15 protein-coding genes, 2 tRNA genes and 1 pseudogene are annotated in these 22,473 nt (G+C 72.7%); 13 read left to right on the top strand and 5 right to left on the bottom strand.

Annotated features, from left to right (window positions below; genetic code table 11):
* Positions 1 to 863 precede the first annotated feature (863 nt).
* Both O0S08_RS08280 and O0S08_RS08275 read right to left on the bottom strand, forming a co-directional pair.
* Positions 864 to 3,020: an alginate O-acetyltransferase AlgX-related protein gene (locus O0S08_RS08280; protein ID WP_269038486.1), complete on the bottom strand. Its 2,157-nt coding sequence runs from the start codon at positions 3,018 to 3,020 to the stop codon at positions 864 to 866.
* A 184-nt stretch (positions 3,021 to 3,204) separates the two neighbouring features.
* Positions 3,205 to 4,221, bottom strand: coding sequence for a peptidoglycan DD-metalloendopeptidase family protein (locus O0S08_RS08275; RefSeq protein ID WP_269038485.1), 1,017 nt, complete (start codon positions 4,219 to 4,221; stop codon positions 3,205 to 3,207).
* A gap of 136 nt (positions 4,222 to 4,357) precedes the next feature.
* Here O0S08_RS08275 and O0S08_RS51230 point away from each other — a divergent pair.
* A pseudogene (locus O0S08_RS51230) lies at positions 4,358 to 5,183 on the top strand (SDR family oxidoreductase).
* A gap of 152 nt (positions 5,184 to 5,335) precedes the next feature.
* Complete coding sequence (locus tag O0S08_RS08260; protein ID WP_269038482.1) at positions 5,336 to 5,821, top strand: cupin domain-containing protein; 486 nt, start codon at positions 5,336 to 5,338, stop codon at positions 5,819 to 5,821.
* Positions 5,822 to 6,165: 344 nt separating this feature from the next.
* On the opposite strand, the gene O0S08_RS08255 is transcribed toward O0S08_RS08260, so the two are convergent.
* Positions 6,166 to 6,255 (bottom strand) — tRNA-Ser (locus O0S08_RS08255).
* 171 nt (positions 6,256 to 6,426) lie between these two features.
* Between O0S08_RS08255 and O0S08_RS08250 the strand changes: the two genes are divergently transcribed.
* The 8 genes from O0S08_RS08250 to tatC all read left to right on the top strand — a co-directional run bounded on the left by O0S08_RS08250 (position 6,427) and on the right by tatC (position 16,856).
* Positions 6,427 to 7,188, top strand: a complete 762-nt coding sequence (locus O0S08_RS08250) for a CPBP family intramembrane glutamic endopeptidase (RefSeq protein WP_269038481.1) — start codon at positions 6,427 to 6,429, stop codon at positions 7,186 to 7,188.
* Positions 7,189 to 7,327: 139 nt separating this feature from the next.
* Positions 7,328 to 7,401 (top strand) — tRNA-Arg (locus tag O0S08_RS08245).
* Positions 7,402 to 8,306: 905 nt separating this feature from the next.
* Positions 8,307 to 9,818, top strand: coding sequence for a single stranded DNA-binding domain-containing protein (locus O0S08_RS08240; RefSeq protein ID WP_269038480.1), 1,512 nt, complete (start codon positions 8,307 to 8,309; stop codon positions 9,816 to 9,818).
* Between the two features lie 17 nt (positions 9,819 to 9,835).
* Positions 9,836 to 10,342 (top strand): tRNA adenosine(34) deaminase TadA, encoded by a 507-nt coding sequence (gene tadA, locus O0S08_RS08235; protein ID WP_276082589.1) that lies wholly within the window; start codon positions 9,836 to 9,838, stop codon positions 10,340 to 10,342.
* Entirely contained in the window at positions 10,335 to 11,318 is a 984-nt protein-coding gene (locus tag O0S08_RS08230; protein WP_269038479.1) for a hypothetical protein, read from the top strand. The genes tadA and O0S08_RS08230 overlap by 8 nt, the downstream gene beginning before the upstream one ends.
* Before the next feature lie 497 nt (positions 11,319 to 11,815).
* Positions 11,816 to 13,900 (top strand): methyl-accepting chemotaxis protein, encoded by a 2,085-nt coding sequence (locus tag O0S08_RS08225; RefSeq protein WP_269038478.1) that lies wholly within the window; start codon positions 11,816 to 11,818, stop codon positions 13,898 to 13,900.
* A 1,439-nt stretch (positions 13,901 to 15,339) separates the two neighbouring features.
* The gene (locus tag O0S08_RS08220; RefSeq protein ID WP_269038477.1) at positions 15,340 to 15,942 is read left to right on the top strand and encodes a twin-arginine translocase TatA/TatE family subunit; all 603 of its coding nucleotides are present in this window, start codon (positions 15,340 to 15,342) and stop codon (positions 15,940 to 15,942) included.
* Positions 15,939 to 16,856, top strand: a complete 918-nt coding sequence (gene tatC, locus O0S08_RS08215; protein WP_269038476.1) for a twin-arginine translocase subunit TatC — start codon at positions 15,939 to 15,941, stop codon at positions 16,854 to 16,856. The genes O0S08_RS08220 and tatC overlap by 4 nt, the downstream gene beginning before the upstream one ends.
* 58 nt (positions 16,857 to 16,914) lie before the next feature.
* Here tatC and O0S08_RS08210 read toward each other — a convergent pair whose 3' ends face one another.
* On the bottom strand, positions 16,915 to 18,195 hold the full coding sequence (locus O0S08_RS08210; RefSeq protein ID WP_269038475.1) for a cytochrome P450 family protein: 1,281 nt from the start codon (positions 18,193 to 18,195) through the stop codon (positions 16,915 to 16,917).
* Positions 18,196 to 18,267: 72 nt separating this feature from the next.
* Here O0S08_RS08210 and O0S08_RS08205 point away from each other — a divergent pair, with 72 nt between their 5' ends.
* On the top strand, positions 18,268 to 18,894 hold the full coding sequence (locus tag O0S08_RS08205) for a TetR family transcriptional regulator (RefSeq protein WP_269038474.1): 627 nt from the start codon (positions 18,268 to 18,270) through the stop codon (positions 18,892 to 18,894).
* Between the two features lie 619 nt (positions 18,895 to 19,513).
* Positions 19,514 to 20,503, top strand: a complete 990-nt coding sequence (locus O0S08_RS08200) for a hypothetical protein (RefSeq protein ID WP_269038473.1) — start codon at positions 19,514 to 19,516, stop codon at positions 20,501 to 20,503.
* Between the two features lie 627 nt (positions 20,504 to 21,130).
* Here the strand turns inward: O0S08_RS08200 and O0S08_RS08195 are convergent.
* Positions 21,131 to 21,445: a hypothetical protein gene (locus O0S08_RS08195; RefSeq protein ID WP_269038472.1), complete on the bottom strand. Its 315-nt coding sequence runs from the start codon at positions 21,443 to 21,445 to the stop codon at positions 21,131 to 21,133.
* Positions 21,446 to 21,536: 91 nt separating this feature from the next.
* Here O0S08_RS08195 and O0S08_RS08190 point away from each other — a divergent pair, with 91 nt between their 5' ends.
* Positions 21,537 to 22,229 carry a rhomboid family intramembrane serine protease gene (locus O0S08_RS08190; protein ID WP_269038471.1) on the top strand — a complete coding sequence of 231 codons (693 nt, stop codon included), beginning with the start codon at positions 21,537 to 21,539 and terminating at the stop codon, positions 22,227 to 22,229.
* Positions 22,230 to 22,473: the final 244 nt, after the last annotated feature.

The raw sequence follows: 22,473 nt of genomic DNA, 5'->3' as shown, positions 1-22,473 counted from the left end.
CGCACGCCGGGCAATCCTGCCCCAGGCTACCACGTCGCCGCTCCGCGCGTGAACCGCCCAGCACACCCACATGTAATACCAAATCCCACCAAACACGCCAGATCGCGCGTCTGATCGCCTCCGAGCCCGAATTGGCCCGAGACGTCCGAACCCGTTTCGACCTCCGCGACCCGCGATCGCTCCGCCATGAGCGAGCACCGCCGGTCCCCCCGACCGTGGCCGTAAATGTCTCATCAGACATATTCATTTGAACATGCACGATCAACCATGTCCTCATCGACATGTCTTTTGAACCATCATTGGAACAGAGAACGGCGGTTCAAAACGCGAAGCCGACGCGCTCCTCGGCCCGCCGCATACACAACTCCTCGCCAAATCGCCATTCGGACGAGGTGATTCGGCCGCCGCGGCATTCGACGAACGGCGCGCGCCGGACAGCGACCGCCGCGTCGCTCCCCGGACGCACCGCCGGACCCGCTCCACCAGGTCTGCGGAGAGCGAGCTCCAGCGCCACCGTGCGCGCAGGACATCGGCGTGCTCCAGCGGATGGCATGGTCCCGCACTTCCGGGCCCTCCTCGTCTGCTCGCAAGACCACGAGGCCAGGCTCTCCCGCCTCGAGCAACGAGACCCCTCTCCCGGACAGCTCCAACTCCAACGCGAGGAACTCGCCCCGCGGCTCGCCCCGCGCGATCAGGGCAGCAGCGCCTTCACTACACGGCACCAGTCGAGGTCTCCACGCTCGAGCTCGAGCAAGTCATCGTCCACGGCATCATCCTGGCCCGCCGCCGCGGGAGCCGTCGAGCGCGGTCGACCCGCGACGCCATGTCTGTGCCCGCTGGCGAGCAGCTCGTCCCGAGCCCGGTCACCCGTCGCCGCCGACGCACACTGCCGCCTCGTGCCACGGCGTGCAGCGCCCCTGCGCGCACGGGTTGTCGGCGTCGCACGGCGTGAAGCAGGCGTTGCTGGCGAACGCATGCACCTGTCCCTCGGGACATACCGGCGCGAACAGCGGGTCGTGCCGCACGCACGCCAGCAGCGCCTCGCAGGCGCGCTTCACCGGCTGAGTCTGCGCCGCCTTGCACGCAGGCAACAGCACAGGATCGCCCCACATCTCGTCGCACGGCTCGCACCCGCACAGCTCGTCGGGCGGCCGCGAGAACAGCAGCGACCGCCCCGGCGGCTGCGTCGAGCCCACGACCTCGGCCTGGAGCTGCTCGCCCTCCCAGCCGATCCGCAGCTCGCCCACGCCGTCGAGTCGATACAGCCGGGCAGTCAGCGGCGCCCCCTGCGGCAGCGGCGTCACCAGAGTCATCCCCGTCGCCGTCGTCATCTGCATCGCCGCCGGGGAGCCGCCCTCGATCACCTCGATCTCGCGGATCGGCTCGACGTCGTCCGCGGCCGAGAAGCGCAGCTTCAGCCAGCCGCCGAGGTGCTGCACCGTGCCCGTCGCCCACGCCCCGAGCGAGGCGGGCTCGACCCCGTCCCACGCCAGCTTCGACGGCGCGTAACGTGTCCCTTCGGGCAGGCCCGGCGCCGGCACCGGCGGCGGCAGCGGTCGCGCCAGCCGCTCCGTCAACGCCTCGGCGAGGGCCGCGTGCCCGCGCGCAGTCATATGGATGTCGCCGTCGAGGAACACGCCCGGCTGGGCCGCGCGCAGCGCCGCGGTCGCGTCGAAGCTGCGGATCCGCAGCTCCTCCGCCGTCGCCACCAGGTCGGTCAGCAAGATCTGCGACGGCCGCATGTCGGGCCCGTGCTCGACCCCGTACTTGGCCCACTCGCCGGCGTCGACCTGCACGTCGATCGGCAGCGCCACCACCACCAGCTCCGCCCCGTGCCTTTGGCACAGCTCCTTGAACTCGGCCAGATACCCCGCGAACACCGAGTGCGGCCGCGGTCGCGGCGCGCTGCGCCCCAGCTCCGCCAGCAGCGCCTCGCGCGAGTCCGTCAGCGTCGCCGCGGCCGCCTGCAGCTCGCGCAGCTTGGCCGCCTGCGCCCTGGCGAACTTCCGCTGCTGCTTCTTGTAGTCCTGGCGGAAGGCCACCGCCTGGCGAATGAGCTCGGCGGTCAGCTCGATCGATCGCCCGCTCTCCGCTTTTTGGCTGTCGACAATGTCGCCCGGCCGGCCCTCCGCGACCCGCTGCCAGAACTCCGACGGCTGGGCGTACAGCAGCTCGTCCTCGAGCTCGCGCAGGCGGTCCTGTTGCTCGCGCAGCGGCTGGCCCAGCGCCTCGACCTGCGCGCGCGAGGCCCCGCGGCTCTGCTCGTGCTGCGCCGCCGCCTCCGCCCGCTGCGCCTGCGTCCGCAGGCTCGAGTGCACCAGGTCCTGCCAGCCGCCCTCCGACGGCGTCCCCGGATCGATCGGCCGCCCGCCCGCGTCGTCGCTCTCGGGCGCCCCGCTCGAACCTCGCGCGTGCAACCACCGGCGCAACGCGTACACCGCGTGCGACCGCGAGAACAGCCACGCGCGCCCCGGGAACTGCGTCACCTCGGCGGGCGCAGTCTCGCGTCGCACCGCCCAGCCGTCCCACACCGCGTGGCGCTCGGTGTTCGGCCGCTCGAGCTCGAACGGGTCGTTGACGAAGTTGAGCACCACCACCACAGTCGCCGGCCGGCGCGACTTCAACAGCTCGCGCGCGACCTCGAGGTACTCGCGCGGCCCGTAGGTCGGCACCCCGGCGTTGATCACCGGACGACCTGTCCTTTCAGCCAGCCTGGTCGAGAACGTCTCGTCGTCCTCGACCCCGAGCCCGAACACCTGCGAATCGCCGACCACCACGATCTCGCCGGGCTGCGGCTCCGGCCAGTCGGCCCCGCGGTACCCGCCGGCGTTGACGTGAATCGTGGTCCGCGGATTGCTCCCCAGCTTGAACCCCATCGATGCCCCCGGCTGCAGGCGCACGCCGAGCTGCGGATCGGCCACATAAAAATTCACGTGCGGGAACGCCCCCTCGTCGCGCGCCCGAAATGCGTATTCGGTGGCCGCCAGCCCGAGCCCGAGCCCGACCACGATCTGAGTCATCACCAGGATCCGGCGCAGCCAGCGTCGGCGAGGAGCGGGAGCGGGGCTCGATGCGCGCGGACCTTGAGTCATGGGCTGAGGCCGCGTCAACGCCCGGCGCGGCGCGGAGGTCCCCGCACCGTAGCATCGCGGCCGCGGACCTGCGAGCCGCGCGGAACCGTCCCGCCCGCGGCCGCCATCGACGCTACGGGCAATTCATCGACGTCACCGTCTGCCCCTGCACCGGCACGCCGCACTCGACGAAGCTGAGCGGGATCGACTGGCACTTGCTCTGCCCGCAATTCTCCTGCCGCATCACGTGCGCGTGCGGCCCCGTCGAATAGCCGGTCGAGCCCGACAGCCCGATCGTCTGCCCGCGCGTCACCGCCTGCCCGAGCGCCACGTGGACCTCGTTGAGGTGCTTGTAATAGCTCGACGTGTCGTCGCCGTGCAGGATCACCACCAGGTTGCCGTACGGCCCGCACTCGGGCCCGCCGCCGTTGTAGCAGGGGTCGCCCGGCCCGGTCTCGTCGAAGATGTGGTGGACGGTCCCGTCGGCCATCGCCAACAGCGGCGTCCCCAGCCCGAGACCGAAGTCGTACGCGTAGAAGTCCTTGCCCTGGTGGCTGACCCCGCCGTCGTTGCCCTGCGTGATCTTGGCCGACATCCCGCACGTCAGCGGCAAGTAGTAGCCGGCCGGCGGCTCCGGCTTCTCGTCGAGGGTGCAGCCGACGAAGCCCGAGAACACGAAGCCGTCGGGCCCGGCGATCTGATACCAGAGCGAGTTGCCGTCGATCGTCTCGCCGGCGACCGCGGCGACCGTGTCCACCAATTCGCCGTTCGCCAGGGTCGCGATCGGCGCCTCCGCGGTCGACGGCGACGGCCGCACGTTGAGCACCTCGCCCGCCGGCACCATCACCCGCAGCCGCGGGCAATCGGCCAGCGGGTCGCCGGTGGTGCTCGACGACGTCGTCGATTCGAGGCCACCGTCGCTGGTGCTCGTCGCCTCGCCCGTCGTGCTCGTGGTCGGCGAGCCGGTCATCCACGCCTCGCTGACCGGCCCGGGGCCCTCGCCCGTGGCGGTCGTGGATTGCTCGGACGTCGTCGTCTCGATCGGGCCCGGGAACGTCGTCGTCAGCGGGTCGGCGGTGGTCAGCAGCGGCTGGGAATCACCGCACGCGGCGATCGTGAATGCGAGCAACCATCGGCGTTCGGGGCGCATGATCTGGGGGTACCGGATCGTCCGCGCGATTTCAAGCGTCGATGGTTTCGTTCGACGCTCCATGCCGCCGCCAATCGCTGAGGTCCTCACCGACGCGGGGTGCCCTGGCCCCGTGTTAGGCTCCGCGGCCAACGGGATGCTCGCACCACAGCGATTTTTCATCACCGGATGTGCCAGCGGCATCGGTCGTCACGCCGCCGACGTCCTGCTCGCGGCCGGCCACACCGTGTTCGCCACCGACGTCCGGCTGGAGCCGCTGCGGGACTTCGCCGCCGCGCGCGGCTGGCCGGGCGAGCGGGCCTACTGTCGCGGCCTCGACGTGCGCGACCCGGTCGCCTGGGAGACCGTGTTCGACGAGGCCGCGCGCGTCATGGGCGGCGTCGACGTCCTGCTCAACGTCGCCGGCTACCTCAAGCCCGGCTACACCCTCGAGTGCGACCCGCTCGAGGTCGACCGGCACCTCGACATCAACACCAAGGGCGTCGTCCACGGCACCCGCGTCGCCGCCCAGCACATGGTCGCGCGGGGCCGCGGGCACATCGTCAACATCGCCTCGCTCGCCAGCCTCGCGCCGGTCCCGGGGATCGCCCTCTACAGTGCCTCGAAGTACGCGGTCCGGGCCTTCTCGCTGGCGGCCGCGCAGGAGCTGCGCCCGCGCGGCGTCGCCCTCACCGTCGTCTGTCCCGACGCGGTGCGCACCCCCGATGCTCGACCTCCAGCTGCACTACGGCGAGGCGGAGCTGACCTTCTCCGGCTCGCGGCTCCTCACCCCCGACGACGTCGTGCGCGCCATCGTCGACGAGGTCCTGCCGCGCCGCCCGCTGCTCCTGGCCCTGCCGCGCTCGCGGGCCTGGCTCGCGCGGATCGCCGACCTGTTCCCGCGGACATCTCACTGGATCGAGCCGCTGCTGCGCAAGATCGGCCGCAACCGCCAGCGACGCATGCGCGGCGAGCCGGCCTGACCTCCACAGCATGTCCCAAGAGACACCCAAACATGTCTCGAGAGACACGCACGCAGGCTCCCTTCCTTCCATGACATGTCTCATGAGCCAGGTGCATCGCCCTCGTCTTACCTGTCCCATGAGCCAGCATCCTCGTTCCCCGTGAGCCCGCCATGAGCACCGACCAGCCGCCGCGCAAGACCCCGATCGTCGCCGCCGAGGCCCCGCCCCGCGTGCGTCCCAGCGTCTACCCGCCCGAGTTCGCCCGCCGCGTCGAGGGCCGGCTCAAGCGGCCGCTCGGCGACCTGTTCGGCCTCGTCAACTTCGGCGTCAACCACACCCGCCTGTCGCCCGGCTCGTGCAGCGCGCTGCGCCACGCCCACAGCCGCCAGGACGAGTTCGTCTACGTCCTCGAGGGCCGCCCGACCCTCGTCACCGACGCCGGCGAGTTCGAGCTCGAGCCCGGCATGTGCATCGGCTTCCCGGCGGGCTCCGGCGAGGCGCACCACATCCTCAACCTCACCGACAGCGACGTCGCCCTGCTCGAGGTCGGCGACCGCAGCCCCGGTGACTCCGTCAGCTACCCGGCCGACGACCTCGTCGGCATCTTCGAGAACGGCCGCTGGCACTTCACCCGCAAGGACGGCTCGACCTACTGAACCGCCTGCCCGTCGCAGCAGCTGCGCTCCGCGGCCTCACCCGCGAGCACGGCTCGGCCTCCTGAACCGCCGCGCCCGTCCCGGCAGCTGCGACCCCGCAAGCGGTGATGCGCAGGTCGTCTCGAGCGCGCTCGGCGAGCGCGAGCCTCCGCGGACGACCTCGTGCCTGCGCCCTCGCCGCGAGCGCGGCCCCGGCGCAGCGAGCAGACGCACAAGCACTCGGGGACATGTCCCGAAGCCCCTGTCCCCCGGGCCACCCCGATCCCCACGCCCGGAGAGCGGACTCGGCGCGCCGAAAGCTCGAAGGCCGTCCGACCCAGGGAGCGGGAGGACGGCCTCGAACGTGGCGGAATGGGAGGGATTCGAACCCTCGGTAGAGTTTCCCCTACACAGGTTTAGCAAACCTGCGCCTTCAGCCTCTCGGCCACCATTCCGTGCGCAGTCAGGTTGTCGGACGCCGCGGTCCAGGGGGCCCCGCGGGGTCTCGGAACCTAGCCGCATCGCTCGCCGGTTGCAAGGGTCCATGCACCGGCCAAGGTCACACCCCGACCGACAGCACAGCGTCTCCTTGTAGGATCTGTCGCCCCCCGCCACACTGAGCGTAAGTGTCCGCCGCCGTCAGAGATCGGGTCGCCGTGATCGCCAGCGAGATCGTCACCGCGGTCGGCTGCTTCGCCGCCGGCCTGGTGCTGATCCTGGGGATCCCCGGCGTCGCCGACGGCCTGCGCGCCGGCATCCAGGCGCTGTTCGGCCGCCCGGTGCTGCCGCCGGACCAGGCCAAGGTCGCCCTCTCCCTGGCGCTGACGCCGATCGCCACCCTCGTCGGCGCCCTCCTTTACGACCGCCTCGGCCGCCTGCTCGAGCCCGGCCCCCGGCCGCCGCTCCTGCCGCCCGCGCAGATGCCCCGCCTGCCGCGCGCCGCCACGATCTCCCTCGTCTACCTCGGCGCCGCCGTGGTCGGCAGCTACGCCCTCGGCTTCCTCATGCAGCTGCTGGGCGTGCCGATCGCCGAGCAGCCGCTCGTCCTCGACCTCGTGGCCGCCGGCGGCCCGGCCCTCAGCAGCCTGGTGTTCTCCGCCCTCGCGCTGGCCCCGCTGGGCGAGGAGCTGTTCTTCCGCGGCCTCGTGTTCCGCCGGGTCGCCCACCGCGCCGGCATGTGGCCCGCGCTCGTCACCTCCGCCCTGCTGTTCGCCGTCTTCCACGGCAACATCCACGGCCTGGTGGTCTACTTCTGGCTCGGCCTGGTGTTCGCCGGGGTCTACGCCGCCACCGGCCGCCTGTCCTGCGCCATCGCCGTGCACTTCGGCAACAACGCCATCACCCTCCTCACCCTCCTGGCCGAGCGAGCGACCCGCGGCCCGAGCTGAGGCCGAGCAAGAAGTCGAACACCTGTAAGAAGTCGAACACCTGTGATGTAGCGCTCGTTTTTATCGCGCGGAACCTCTTGCTCCTGCCCTCGGACCCTGATAGGTTTCGCCGCCCCTGCACCACGTGTTGCAGGGTTTTGCATCCGTAGCTCAGCTGGATAGAGCGTCGGTCTACGGAACCGAAAGTCGGAGGTTCGAATCCTTCCGGATGCGCAGCGAGAGAGGCCCCCCACGGGGCCTCTCTCGCTTTCTGCGCCTGCAGATCTCCCCGCCGCGACCTGCGCGACAGGACATGTCCTCTTGCACATGTCGACCGGCCCGGGCGCGAAACCGGCATCGACGAGCGACGCCCCTACCGGGTCGGCCCCGGCGCCCATCGCGTCGTCCCCCGCACGCAGCCCGCGAAGCGCCGGCCGGTCGGCCCCGGCGCCTCCGCGTCGTCCCCCGCACGCAGCCCGCGAAGCGCCGGCCGGTCGGTCCCGGTGCCCCCGCGTCCTCCGCAACACGCAGGCCACGAAGCGCCGACCGGTCGGTCCCGGCGCCCCCGCAACACGCAGCCCGCGAAGCGTCGACCGGTCGGTCCCGGCCCCCGCGTCCTCCGCAACACGCAGCCCGCGAAGCGCCGACCGGTCGGTCCCGGCGCCCCCGCGTCCTCCCACAGTTCGACCCTGGTCTCGCGCTGAAGCGGTCCGCGAAGCAGATCTCGCGCTCACGCTCTCGCTGCGCCCGGCGGGCGTCCGAGACACCGGCGACCCGGTCGATCGTCCGCGCCCCGTCGTCGAGGCGCTCGTGTCGCGCGGCGCGCCCGCTCACGCCGCTCCGCGCGAGCTCGACGGGCGTCGAGTCTCGGCGGCGGAGATCTGCTAAACGAGGCCACGCCGCGCGATGACGCCGGCCTCATCCTCGCGACGCCGAGTCCGCGGGCGCCGACTTCACGTCGTTCGCGTGCCTGCCTCTTCGGACATATTTTAAAAGACATGTCTGAAGGGACACGCTCTCTTCGCTCCAGCTCGCGGTCCGCGTCGCGACGATGTCACCTCTGGGCGACCCTTGGCGGGGCCACTTGCCCACTGGCGCGCGTCGTCGCCCCGGTGGTAGATTTTCGCGCACACACACCTATGCTTCGTCCTCGCGCGCTCATTCCCAGTGTCACCGTCGGCCTCGTCCTCGGGGCCGTCGCCTGCAACCTCACTCCGGACGCGATGACCACCGACTCGGGCGGCAGCGACACCGAGGCGAGCACCGACACCGCGGACACGGACACGGGCGGTCCGACCACCGGCGGCCCGACCACCGACGAGCCGCCGACCACCAGCAACCCGGCCACCACCGACGAGCCCGAGACGACCACCGACACGACCAGCGCCGACACCGACACCACCGCCGGCCCGACCACGGAGACCGGCACCACCGGCCCCGACCTCGACAACGTCACCATCTACGACATCCAGGGCGGCGAGGTCCCCGAGGGCAGCGTCGTCACCGTCAAGGGCGTCGTCATCACCTCGCCGGTCCACGTCGACGGCGACGGCAAGGGCACGATCTTCGTCCAGGACCCGATGGGCGGCGAGCTGTCGGGCATCGCAGTGTTCCTCTACGAGGAGGTGGCGATGAACTTCGGCGTCAAGCCGGGCGTGATCGTCGACATCACCGGCGAGTACACCGAGTTCTTCGGCGAGAGCCAGCTGCAGGTCACCAGCGTCGACGCGATCGTCGAGGTCGGCCAGGGCGAGTCCCCGGCGCCGGCCGTGGTCGCCGCCGCCGACGTCGCCACCGACGGCGCCAAGGCCGAGGCCTACGAGGGCGTGCTGGTCCAGGTCGAGAACGTCACCGTCACCAACCCCGCCGTCGACATGAGCGACTTCGAGGTCGAGGGCGCGCTGCGGATCAACGACTTCTTCCTGTTCGCGCAGATGGAGGAGCCCACGGTCGTCAACGGCCAGGTGTTCAAGAGCATCGCCGGCCCGCTGCGCTTCAGCTACGACAACCACAAGATCGCCCCGCGCGCCGGCGCCGACCTGGTGGTCGACATGGTGCCGCAGGCCGAGGAGCACACGATCTACGAGATCCAGGAGGGCACCCTCCCGGTCCAGACGCCGGTGCTGGTGAAGGGCGCGATCGTCACCTCGCCGCTCACCTTCAAGAAGGACGGCTTCTTCATTCAGGACCCGATGGGCGGCGAGCACTCGGGCATCTACGTGTACATCGGCGCCAAGGCCGTCACGGTCGAGCCGGGCGACGTGGTCGACGTCGAGGGCGTGTACGACGAGTACTACGAGAGCTCGCAGATCGAGGTCAGCGACCCGGCCAAGATCGTCGTCACCGGCAACGGCGCCGTCCCGGCCCCCGAGGTCGTATCCGCCGCCGACGTGGCCACCGGCGGCCCGCTGCAGGAGAACTACGAGGGCGTGCTCGTCACCGTCGAGAACGTCCAGGTCGCCGCGGCCAACATGATGTTCGGCGACTTCGAGCTCACCGACGGCCTGTTCGTCGACGACATCTTCTTCGCCAAGGTCGACTGGACCCTGCCGAAGGCCGGGGACACCTTCACCTCGCTGACCGGCCCGCTGACCTTCGGCTTCGAAGAGTCCCGCCTGCTGCCCCGCACCGCCGCCGACATCAAGCCTTGAGCCGGCCGGAGATCGCCTTGGACGACAGCGCGCAGCACGCGCTCGACCTCCGTTACATGCGCGCCGCCCTGGCGATCGCCGAGGCGGCCGCGGCCGCCGGCGACGTCCCGGTCGGCGCGCTCGTCGTGGTGGACGGCGTCGTCCTCGGCACCGGCGGCAACACCCGCGAGCAAGGCGCCGACCCCACCGGCCACGCCGAGATCGTCGCCCTGCGCGAGGCGTGCGCGGCTCGCCGGCGCTGGCGCGTCGACGGCGCCACGCTCTACGTGACCTTGGAGCCCTGTCCGATGTGCGCCGGCGCGATCGTCAACGCCCGCGTCGCCCGCCTCGTGTACGGCGCCGCCGACCCGAAGGCCGGGGCCGTCCGCTCGCTCTACAACCTGTGCGACGACCCGCGCCTCAACCATCGCCTCACGATCGTCCCCGGCGTGCTCGCGGGCGAGTCCGCCGCGCTCTTGCAAGCTTTCTTCCGCCGCGCCCGCGCCCGCGATAAAACCGGGCGGGGATCGAAGCCGCGTGTCTGACCTCGCCGCCGTCCAGCAGCTCCTGGCGCACGGGCGCCTCAGCATCGACCGCTGCGAGCGCGGCCGCACGACCTTCCTCTCGCACCTCGGCGCCGCCCCCAAGCTGGTCCCCGGCGCCTGGCTCGGCCACCGCGACCTGCTCTACGCCCTCGCGCTCGCCAACCTCAGCCCGAGCCAGCGCCAGAGCCTCGCCCGCGCCGTCCTCGTCGACCACGGCCGCGAGTTCGGCGTCGGTCGCCTGTCCCTCTTGACATGTCCTTCGGGACTTCCGCTCGGCGGCAGCTCGCTGCTGCTGCGCCCGCGCGGCGGCGGCCCCACCTGCCTCTACACCTGGGCGCTGGGCCCCGGCGCCGGCCTGCCGGCGTGCGAGTGGCTGCTCCTGCGCGCCCTGCCGACCTGGGCCCTCGACGCGCCGCCGGCCCCGCTCGCCCACGCCGGCCTCGCCACCCTGAACGCGCTCGGCCTGCACGTCGAGATCCTGTGCGCCACGGCCACCTGCGCCCGCCAGATCCAGGAGCACGCGCTCGGCGACCTGCCGTTCACCGCCCACCCGCGCTTCGCCCCCCACCTCGACGGCGTGGCCCGCCCCGGCGGCGACGAGCCGGCCACCATCCGCCTGAGCCCGCACGACGCCTTCGACCCGCGAACCTTCGGACAGGTCGCAAAGAACAGGTCCCAAGAGCCAGCCCCACCGCTCGCCCTGGTCCTGGTCGACGCCCCCCCGGCCCTGCGCGCCGGCGTCGACACCTGGCTCACGGGACAACCCGCGCGCCGCACCGTCGAGGTCGTCGCCGCCGCCTGCCCCGGCCGCCTCGGCCGCGACGCCCTGGCGACCCTGTGGCGCAGCGGCGGCCAGCCCAAGGTGCTGCTGCGCGGCGACCCGGCCTGGACCGCCCCCGCGCAGGCCTGGCTGCAGAGCCTCGGCGCCACGGTCGCCGCCCAGCACGACGACGGCACCCAGCTCGGCCTGTTCTGAACCGTCGCGGAGCCTCGCGCGCCGTCGGCGAGCGCCGGCCGCACCGCCGAGACGACCACCTCGACCGCGAGGTCGCAGGCGAAGCGCTCGGCGGCCCGGATTCGCAGCTCCGGCGCCACCATCGGCGCCGCCCACGTGCCCGGTACGAGCAAGACCGGCCGTTCTGCTCTGGCCCGCGACGAAAGACGCAGGCCGACACCGGCTCCGGGCGGAGCTCGAGACATGCGTGGCGCGAGCGGCTCGCCGAGCCGGCCGCGAGCACGTTCCGCGATTCCAGGCCGGATCGCTCCGCCGCTCGCGCTTCGCCGAGTCGAGGCGCCGCGAGGCCTGGGCGTGCCGGCGCGAGGCCGCGTGGACCATGACACCTCGCTTCGGGCAGGAATCGCCGCCCTGGCCGCACTTCGCGCCGTGGGCGCGAGCGTTTTCGCGCAACCTGTCGCCGCGCCGCGGCCTGGAGGCCCGCCCGGCCTTTCTTTACAATCGCCGCCAACGCGCGAATGGACAACCGACTCCCGCTGCCGCCCTGGTCGCCGCTGATCCTCGGGCTTCTCGCCGGCATCGCCGTCCTCGGCGGGCTCGAGCCCATCTACCCCGGCGCCATCGCCTTGCTCACCGGCGCGGCCGGCTACTACATCGGCACGCGGGCCGACCGCGAGCTCGCGCGGGCCAGCGACGAGCGGCAGGCGCTGCGCGAGTTCGAGGCGCGCAGCCACCAGTCCGAGCGCGCCCTGCACGACGCGACCAGCCACGCGCATGGCCTTCAGGCCCAGGTGCAGGACCTGACCGCGCGGCTGCAGAATTGCCAGGCGCACGGCCAGGAGCTGGCCGCGCGGCTGCAGGCCGACGCGCACCAGCTGCGCAGCGCCGAGCTCGAGCAGCGGAGCCTGGCCACGCGGCTGCAGGAGGTCACCGCGCGGGCGCAGGAGCAGGCCGGCCGGGCTCAGGCCGCCGAGGTGCGGCTCGCCGATCTCGAGACGCGCCTGCACGACGCCCAGATGGAGTCGCGGGCGCTGCAGCAGAGCGTGCGCGGCGGCGTGCCCGAGCTCGACGTCCTGCGCAGCGAGCTCGAGACGGTGCGCCGCGGCGCCAACGAGACCCGGCACCGCCTCACCAGCGAGCTCGAGTCGGCGCGCCGCGAGCAGGAGGCCACCGCCGCCGACCTCGGGCGGATCCAGGCTCGCCTGGCCGAGGCGCTGAGCCAGCGCGACGGCGCCCTGCGCGACGCCGAGGAGCTGCGGCGCATGCTCGACGAGGGCGGCCTGAGCACCCGGGGCATCGACGCCGAGGGCGCCGCGCTGATGCAGGAGCTGGCCGAGGGCCTCGGCACCACCACCGGCGCGCTCGAGGAGACCTCGCAGGCGCTCAACAACGTCAACGGCGGCCTCAAGGGCATCGCCGACAACGTCGAGCTGCTGGCCAGCAACGCCGAGGAGAGCGCCAGCTCGATCCTCGAGATGGCGGCCGCCAACGACGAGGTCGCCGAGAGCATGTTGAACCTCGCCGCCAGCGTGCAGGAGACCGCCACCTCGATCGAGGAGATGACCTACTCGGTCAAGGAGGTCGCCAAGAACATCGAGGCGCTGAGCTCGACCGCCGAGGAGACCTCGCTGGCGATGACGGCGATGGACACCTCGATCCAGCAGGTCGAGAACAACGCCAACGAGACCGCCGGCCTGTCCGAGGAGGTGGTGTGGGCCGCCGAGGGCGGCGTGGACGCCATCAACCAGACCATCGAGGTCATCAACCTGATCAAGACCTACTCCGCCGACGGCGTGGCGGTCATCAGCCGCCTGGGCGAGCGGATCAGCGAGATCGGCAAGATCCTCAGCGTCATCGACGACGTGTCCGAGCAGACCAACCTGCTCGCGCTCAACGCCGCCATCATCGCCGCCCAGGCCGGCGAGCACGGCAAGGGCTTCGCGGTCGTCGCCGACGAGATCAAGGACCTCGCCGAGCGCTCGGCCAGCAGCACCAAGGAGATCGCCGACATCATCAAGGCGGTCCAGCGCGAGAGCCGGAACGCCGTCGAGGCGGTGCAGCGCTCGAGCAAGTCGGTCGACGACGGCGTGCGCGTCAGCCATCAGGCCGAGGACGCGCTCAAGCGGATCTCCGACGCCGCCCGCCGCTCCACCGGCATGGTCCGCGAGATCGCCCGCGTCGCCGTCCAGCAGACCCAGAACTCCAAGCAGGTCACCGACGCGATCAACGTCGTCGCCACCACCGTGCAGCAGGTCGCCACCGCCACCAGCGAGCAGGCTCGCGGCGCCGAGCAGATCATGCGCTCGGCCGAGAAGATGAAGACGATCACCCGCCACGTCGAGCGCTCGACCCAGGAGCAGACCCGGGGCTCGCGCCAGATCACCCGCGCGATCGAGACCATCAGCGAGATGGTCAGCCAGCTCAGCAAGGCCCACCGCGCGCAGACCCAGGGCGCCGACCAGATCGTGGAGGGCCTCAAGTCGGTCAAGGAAGGCATGACCTACCAGCGCAGCCTCTACGAGCAGCTCAGCACCAGCGTCGGCGTCGCCCCGCCGCGCCGCCAGCCCCCGCGCACCGGCAAGCCCGGCCCGGCGCGCGTCTAGCTCTTCGAGCATGTCCTGAAGTGCAGGCCGCTCCGGCCATGGCCGAGCGGGCATGTCCTTCGAGCCAGTTCTCGAAGTCCGCCGTCCCTCGCCCCTGCGGCCCGCTCTCGGCGGCCCCCGGCGCGACCGGCTGCACCTGTCCCTCCGGACATCTCCCACGCTTCGCCCCGGGCGGCGGTCCGCTGCACCTGTCCCTCCGGACATCTCCCACGCTTCGCCCCGCGCTGCGGCCCCCCGCACCTGTCCCTCCGGACATCTCCCGAGCCTCGCCCCGAGCGGCGGCCCCGCACCTGTCCCTCCGGACATCTCCCGAGCCTCGCCCCGAGCGGCGGCCCCGCACCTGTCCCTCCGGACATCTCCACGCTTCGCCCCCGCCGCGCCCACTGCACCCGTCCCTCCGGACGTCTCCCACGCTTCGTTCCGCGCGGCCCCCCGCACCTGTCCCCCCGGACATCTCCCAAGCCTCGCCCCCGCCGCGGCCCCCCGCACCTGTCCCCTCGGACATCTCCCACACCTCGTCCCCACCGCGGCCGCCGCACCTGTCCCTCCGGACATCTCCCACGCCTCGCCCCGCCGCGCTCGGCGGCCGCCGCCCTGTCCCTCCGGACATCTCCCACGCCTCGCCCCCGCCGCGCTCGGCGGCCGCCGAACCTGTCCCTCCAGACATCTCCCACGCTTCGCCCCCGCCGCGCTCGGCGGCCGCCGCACCTATCCCTCCGGCCATCTCCCAAGCTCCGCCCCCGCCGCGGCCCGCCGCACCTGTCCCCCCGGACCTCTCCCAAGCCTCGCCCCCGCCGCGGCCCCCCACACCTGTCCCTCCGGACATCTCCCACACCCCGCTCCCGCCGCGCTCGGCAGTCCTCCACACCTGTCCCTCAGGACATATCCCACACTCCGCTCCGCGCCGCGCTCGGCCGCCTCCGAACCTGTCTCTCCGGACATCTCCCACGCCCCGCTCTCGCCGCGCTCGGTAGCCCGCCGCACCTGTCTCTCCGGACATCTCCAAAGCTCCGCGCCGCGCCAGTCGCGGCCATACCTGTCCCTCCGGACATCTCCCAAGCTCCGCTCCCGCCGCGCTCGGCGGCCCGCCGCACCTGTCCCTCCGGCCATCTCCCACGCTTCGCTCCCGCGCCGCCGGGCCCATACCTGTCCCTCCAGACATCTCCGCCCTCGCCCCCTCCCCCGCGCCGCGCCCGGCGCAGTTCGCCGTACCTGTCCCTTCGGCCAGCCAGCTCCGGCGCCCCCGCACCCCCGCCGTGGCCGCGCAGCCGGCCGGCGATCGCTCACCAGTCCGGGCGTCGCCGCGCCGGCGCGTGCGGGACGTCCTGGCACCCGCGTGCGCGGCCGCGGAGGCCCCCAGGGCTGCCCGTCCGCCCGTCCGCGCAGACCGCGCCACCGGCCCGCTCGCCCGCGCGGCGGGACACTGCTATGGTCTGCCGGTGTTCGGCATCGGCCTCACCGAGATGATCCTGGTCGGGATCGTCGCCCTGATGCTCTTCTCGCCCCGCGAGCTGCCCAGCCTGATCAAGACGCTGGCGGGCATCTACGGCAGCATCCGCCGCACCGCCGAGCAGTTCCGGGCCCAGGTCATGGAGGCCGACGAGCTGCGCGAGCCGATCGAGGAGATCCGCGCCGCCTACCACGGCACCAAGGCCGAGCTCGACGGCGCCCGCGACATCGCCCGCCGCGAGCTCCAGCGCGCCCGCATGGAGGTCGTCAAGGCCCAGCAGAAGATCAACGAGCTCGCCCGCGAGGAGGCCAAGCGAGCGCCTGCCCTCGGGGACAAGCCCGCGGCGACAGGTCCTTCGGAGCAGGTCTCTTCGGACAGCCAGCCCGCGCCCGCCCCGGCCGCCGCGACCGTCTCGACGGTGGCCGCCGAGGCCGCCCCGCGGGCCGTCCCGGTCGCCGGCACGGTCTCGTCGGCGCCGTCCGAGGCCGCCCCGCGGGCCGTCCCGGTGCCGGGCGCAGTCCCGGCCGAACCCGCCTCGCGCGCCGGCCCGGCCGCGCCGGCCCGGCCCGCCAACGAGCGTGACGTCGCATGAGCACCGGCAACACCCCGCCCGTCCCCGCGCCCGCGCCCCTGTCCGCGGTCGTCCCCTCGCCGGCCACCAACGGCCTCGACGGCCTCGCCGAGGGCCCCGAGGGCGACCAGCCGATGTCGTTCTGGGACCACCTGAGCGAGCTGCGGAACCGCCTGGTGAAGGCGTTCCTCGGCCTCGTGGTCGCGTGCATCCTCAGCTTCGTCTACGCCACCGAGCTGCGCGAGTTCCTGGCCGCGCCGCTGCACACCGCCTGGGCGGCCGCCGGCATGGACGGCAAGCCCGAGCTGCAGGTGCTGGCGATGATGGACGCCTTCATGACCGACATGCGGGTGGCGGTCGCGGCCGGCATCTTCCTCGCCGCGCCGATCGGCTTCTACCAGCTGTGGATGTTCATCGCCCCCGGCCTCTACGCCCGCGAGAAGCGCTACGTCATCCCGTTCGTGGCCACCTCGGTGTTCATGTTCCTGGCCGGCGCCGCCTTCTGTTACAAGGTCGTGCTGCCATGGACCATCCAGTGGCTGCTCTCGTACACCCAGAGCACCAGCGGCGCCGAGACCACGGTCGCGTACCACCTCACGCTCAACGACTACATCCGCGACGCCACCAAGATCCTGGTCGCCTTCGGCGCCGTGTTCGAGTTCCCGCTGCTGATCGCCTTCCTCAGCTTCGCCGGCGTGCTCACTCACCGCAGCCTGCTGCGGTTCTGGAAGATCTCGGTGATCGCCATCTTCGTCATCGCCGCCGTGCTCACCCCGCCCGAGCCGGTCTCGCAGCTGATGATGGCGTTCCCGATGGTCGGCCTGTTCTTCCTCAGCGTCGGCGTCTCGTACCTCATCACTCGCAGCCGCGAGCAGGCCGCCGGCCTCGCCCCGCCCGAGTCGGTCCCGCCCGCGCCCGACGACCCCGAGGCCTAGGCCTGACCGGCGGCGCTCCCCCTGGCATCATCCGCCGGTGACGCGCCGCTCGCCGCCCCTACGCCCGCCGCCCCGCGTGGCCCGGCGCGACGGACAGCGGCAGCGACTCCAGCCCGCGCAGGCCCATGTTGGCCCGCCAGCGGATCTTCTCCGCCGGGACCGCGAGCCGCAGGCCCGGGAAGCGCTGGAGCAGCGCGGGGATGGCGATACGCGCCTCCACGCGGGCGAGCGGCGCGCCCAGGCAATAGTGGACGCCGAAGCCGAACGCGACGTGGCGGTTCGGGTTGCGGGTGATGTCGAGCCGGCCCGCGCCGGGGAACGCGGTGTCGTCGAGGTTGGCCGAGGCGAGCAGCAGGGTGAGCGTGCTGCCCCTGGGGATCCGTACGCCCGCGATCTCGAGGTCCTCGCGAGCGAACCGCGGCGAGACTGTGCCCACCGGGTTGGTGAACCGCAACAGCTCCTCGATGGCGAGGTCGATCAGCTCGGGGCGGTCGCGCAGCAGCTGGAGCTGGTCGGGGTGCTGCAGCAACGCCAGGACGCCGTTGCCGATCAGGTTCACCGTCGTCTCGTGGCCGGCGAACAGCAGCAGAAAGACCATCGAGATCAGCTCGTCCTCGCTGAGCCGGTCGCCGCCCTCGTCGGCCTGCACCAGCGCCGTCACCAGGTCGTCGCCCGGCTGCTCGCGCCGCAGCTGCACCAGGCGCCGGAGGAACCGGTTGAGCCGGAGCATGTTGGGGTAGTTGAGGACGAGCCCCACGAGGTTCATGCTCGCCGGTTCGAGCACCTTGCCGAGCAGCTCGCGGAACCGCATCCGCTCGGGCTCCGGGACGCCGAGCATCTCCGAGATGACGGTCAGCGGCAGCGGCAACGCGAGGTCGGCGATCAGATCGAACGTCGGCTTGTTCGCCGCAGTGTCCAGCAGCTCCGCCGTGATCTGCTCCACGCGCCCGTTCAGGCGCTCGACCATGGCCGGCGTGAACGCCTTCTGGACGAGGTTGCGCAGGCGGCGATGATCCGGCGGGTCCTTCATCACCATGCTGCCGAGGAACAACTTCATGATGCTCGGCATCCACCAGCGCTCGAGCGGGCTCTTGCCGCCGTCGCCGATGTTGCGGCGATCGTTGGCGAGCCGCGGGTCCCGCAGCGCGTTCATCACGTCGTCGTAGCGCGTGATGACCAGGTTCTCTGCGAAGCGGGAGCGCCAGCGGAGCACCGGCCCCAACCGCCGCAACCGCGCGTACGCGGCGAACGGGTCGGCCCTCGCCTCCGGTCGCTCGAGCTCGCGTTGCACGTCGAAGGGCACGGGCATCGCCGTCGCCGGGTCGATTCGGGTGCTCATGTCAGGTCGTCCTCGGAGGCCGCATGGGCGCCTCGTGTCTGCTCCATCCCATTTATGGCATAGGGTGCCAAAATGCAAACAGCGTCGAAGCGAGGACGTCCCCAGGAAGCAGATCCGCGCCGGATCGCCCGCATCGCCCTGGGACTTTTTCAGCGCAACGGGTTCGACCGGGTGACCATGGGCGAGATCGCCGAGGCCGCGTCGGTGAGCCGTCGGACCCTGTTTCGGCTGTTTCCGTCGAAGTCGGACCTCGTCTGGGACGGCCTCGACGACGTGCGCGCCGTCGTCCAGCAGCGCGCCGCGTCGCTGGCCGGCGCCGAGCTGGGCGTCGGCGGCGTGCTCCGCGAATTCGCCGAGCCCTTCCTGCGCTCGCTCGACGACCCCGAGGCGGCCGCGATGGCCCGGCAGCGCCTCCGCTTGCTGGCCGACGCGCCCGCGCTCCTGAACCACCCGACGCTGCGGGAGATCGAGGCGGTGATCGCCACGACGCTGGCGACCCGCGCGTCGTCCGACACGCCTCCGCCGCTGGTCGCACGCACGCTGATCGCGGCCACCTTCGCCGCGCTGATGTGGTGGGCGGAGCACGGCGAGGGCCTGAGCGCGCTCGAGGCGACCCGCGCCGCGCTCCGGGCCCTCGCGCCCGCCGACGAGACCGACGCTCCCACGCCTTCGCCGACGACCCGCTCGTCTGCGCGTTGAACACGGCGCGACCGATCCGGCGCCGCCGAGAAGTTCGCGCGCCCGCGAGGACGCGCGGGTGACGGAGAGGCGGCACGCGAGCAACGACCCGTGCCCGGGCACGAGACGCAGTGCCTGATGGGCAGTGCATGCAGAGACCAGCGTCATGCGATGCGCGACTTCCGGCCGCGCCACGAGGTGAGCGTGATCGCGGCGCCGGCGAGCTGGGCGTTCTTGCCGGACAAGCCCGCGGAGGTGTGGGCCACCGCGACGCCGGATCTGCGAGCCGATCCCCGACCTCGGAGAACGCGCCGCGGCGCGCCGACACCGAAGCTCCTCGACCTCGCGGCCACCACGTCGCCACGCGCCGTGAACCGAGCGGCACCTACGGAGCGGCGACGCTGCCCCGAACCAGCTCGTGCGCGTCCGAATCGGACCCCGCCTGCAACTTCGCTCGCGGCCCGTCGCTGCCGGCGGCGGCCTCGCCGTGCACCGCGGTGGCCGCGGCCGGCCGACAGCGCCAGCCCGCGAGGTCGCGCGGGCCCGGGGTCCGCGAGGCGAGTTTGCGCAAATTTTCGCGATCCGCGGCCCCGGCCGAAACCTTCCCCGCGGCGCGCAACTCGCCTATTCTTTGCGCCCCATGTTCCAGCTTCGCTTCTCGCGGCTCCTGGCCGTGTTCCTCGCCGTACCTGTGCTCCAGTCCGCCTGCGTGTGCGGCCCCGGGCCGAACGTCGGCGGTTACGACGACCCCTCCGGCAAAGACCCGCCGCGCTCGCTCCAGGGCGTGAAGTTCATCGAGAGCGAGAAGGGCGAGCCCGAGGTCATCGGCTGCGCCGACGGCCAGCGCGAGGGCTTCGCCGACCTCACCCGGCACAAGCGGATCGCCGGCTGCCTCGCCACCTGGGAGGGCACCAAGAGCCTGCGCGACAAGCCGACCGGCAAGGCCTGCGGCGACGACAAGGGCGTCTGCACCTCGCCCGCCGACGCATGCTCCAAGGGCTGGCACGTGTGCGGCTACCAGGGCAAGCACGAGGACCTCAAGCGGCACACCACCGCCAACGCCTGCAACAAGGAGGCGGGCCCCGGCAAGTTCGTCGCCGCCATGAGCCACGGCCAGACCGAGGACCTGTGCCCGCCGCCGCCGACCGCCGAGACCGTGTTCCCGTGCATGGACTCCGGCATCTGCTCCGAGCCGGTCTGCTGCGGTGACGGCTGCGCGTTCGGCAAGTGCCGCGACGCCATCTGGCGCGGCCAGACCAAGATCTCGCTCGGCAAGGCCGAGGGCTGCGGCTCGGTCACCTCCGAGCGCAACGGCGGCATCCTGTGCTGCTACGACGGCGACGGCGACCCGGCCGCGGCCAAGGCCGGCGACGCCCCGGCCGAGACCCCGCCCGCGACCACCGACCCGACGGCCCCGGCGACCGGCACCCCGTCGACCGCCACCGCGCCGACCGGCGCCCCTGGGACCGCGACTCCGCCGACCGGCGCCGCCAACCCTGCCACCGGCCCCGTCGACTCGACGCGGACCCCGTCGACCGCCGTGTCGGCCGACGGCGCCCCCGTCCCCGCCGGCGGCCCCGACCCGACCCGCGGCCCCAGCACCGCCGCCAAGAAGACCGGCTCCAAGTAGCCGCCCCGGACGCCCTCGCGGCCGCCCGCCCCGCGCGGTCGGCCGCGTCGGCAATTCAGGACATGTCCTTCAAGATATGTCCATTAGAGCATGCGCTGATGGACATGCCCTTGGGCGCATGTCGAATGCGCCAGCCTCGCCGAGGTCGCTAGCAGCGGCCGCGAGTGCCTGCTGCGTCCGCGGCCAACCTGCCCCGAAGGCCAGCAAACCCCTCCGTGACAGCCGCGCAGCGAGCTCGCCGTCACCCGCTCCTGACGAGCCCCCGCGTGCCTGCGGGTCCGCGGCGAACCTGCCCCGAAGGCCAGCAGACCCCTCCGGGACAGCCACGCAGCGAGCTCGCCGTCACCCGCTCCGGACGAGCCCCCGAGTGCGTGCTGCGTCCGCGGCGAACCTGCCCCGAAGGCCAGCAGACCCCTCCGTGACAGCCGCGCAGCGAGCTCGCCGTCACCCGCTTCGGACGAGCCCCCGCGTGCCTGCGGGTCCGCGGCGAACCTGCCCCGAAGGCCAGCAGACCCCTCCGTGACAGCCGCGCAGCGAGCTCGCCGTCACCCGCTCCGGACGAGCCCCCGAGTGCGTGCGGGTCCGCGGCGAACCTGCCCCGAAGGCCAGCAGACCCCTCCGCCCCGCTCAGGCAGCGATCTCGCCGCTGCGCACGCCGCTGACGTAGTGGGCGAGGACGTGCAGCTCCGGCCGCGTCACCTCGATGACCGGCGACGTCGTCACGTCGGTCGCGTGTCCCCAGAACTGCAGGCGACGACCGATCCACTCCGCGTCGGCGCCGATCGGCGGCAGCTGGACCGCGCGCAGGCGCAGGGCCGCGTGGCGCCGCAGCCACGCGCCGGTGGTGCGGTCGCGGACGCCCACGCACTCGTCGGCCCGCAGGTGATACTCCGTGTGCTTGGTCGCAAACACGCGATGACGGCGGCGGTTCTTCGGGTCCATGCGCCGGAGCGTGCCAAACCCGCCCCGCGTGCCGCAAAAAACCGGCGTACATCGACGGGCGCGCGCGACGCACCTGCTACACTCCCAGACCGTGCCGACCTCGCCGTTCGCGAATTTGCCGCGCTTCCGGCCCGGCAGCTTCTGGCTGCTGGTGGCCGCCACGGCCGCCAGCGCCTTCGTCTCGGACCTGCCGCTCGCCCGCGTGCTCCTGCTCGGCGCGCCGTTCCTCGGCGAGACCGCGCTCTGGCAGCCGCTCACCGCGCCGCTCCTGTTCCCCGACGGCCAGCTCGCCGGCCTCATCGGCACCGCCCTGCTGCAGTGGCTCGTCGGCAGCCAGGTCGAGGCGCGGCTCGGCACCGCGCGCTACCTCGGCTTCGTCCTCGGCGCCGCCATCCTCGGCTACCTGGTGCTCGGCCTGCTCGGCCTGGCCGTCCCGGCCGTGCTGGCGGTCCCCCACGGCGGCACCACCCCGGTCGACGTCGCCGCGGTCGTCGCCTTCGGCGTGGTGTTCGCGCGCCAGCCTCTGGCGCTGTTCGGCGTCCTCCCGCTCACCTCGCGCAGCTTCGCCGGCCTCGCGGTCGCGTTCCTGCTCGTCCCTCCGCTGCTGCGCGGCGCCTGGCCCGATGTCGTCCCCGGCCTCGTCGCCGGCTGCCTCGCCCTCGTCGTCGCCCGTCGCTGGCAAAACCGACCCGCCTCCGGCAAAGTCGGCCCGCGCAAGGGCGGCGGGGGCAAGCGCCCGCGCCACCTGCGGATCGTCGACGGCCGCGAGCAATACCTGAACTGAAGGACATGTCCCCTTCGCCCTGTCCGCGCCGCCTCCGCAAGCACCTCCGGCGCACCCGGCTTCACCCCGCGGCCCCCGCCGCCGCTCCTCGCCGCCGGCTTCACCCCCTCGCGGCGCCTCGCGCCGCCGCCGTCGCGCCCTCGCCTTCTCCCTCGCGGCACCGCCACCCAGCCGCTCCGTCCCGCGCCCCCGGTTCCCCCACGCCGCCGACGCTCCTCCCTGCCGCGCCCGGCCCTTTGGCCCT

Source organism: Nannocystis punicea, from assembly GCF_026965555.1.
Classification (GTDB): domain Bacteria; phylum Myxococcota_A; class Polyangia; order Nannocystales; family Nannocystaceae; genus Nannocystis; species Nannocystis punicea.
Note: the sequence above shows the minus strand (reverse complement) of the source record. Positions and strands in the feature narration are given on the sequence as shown.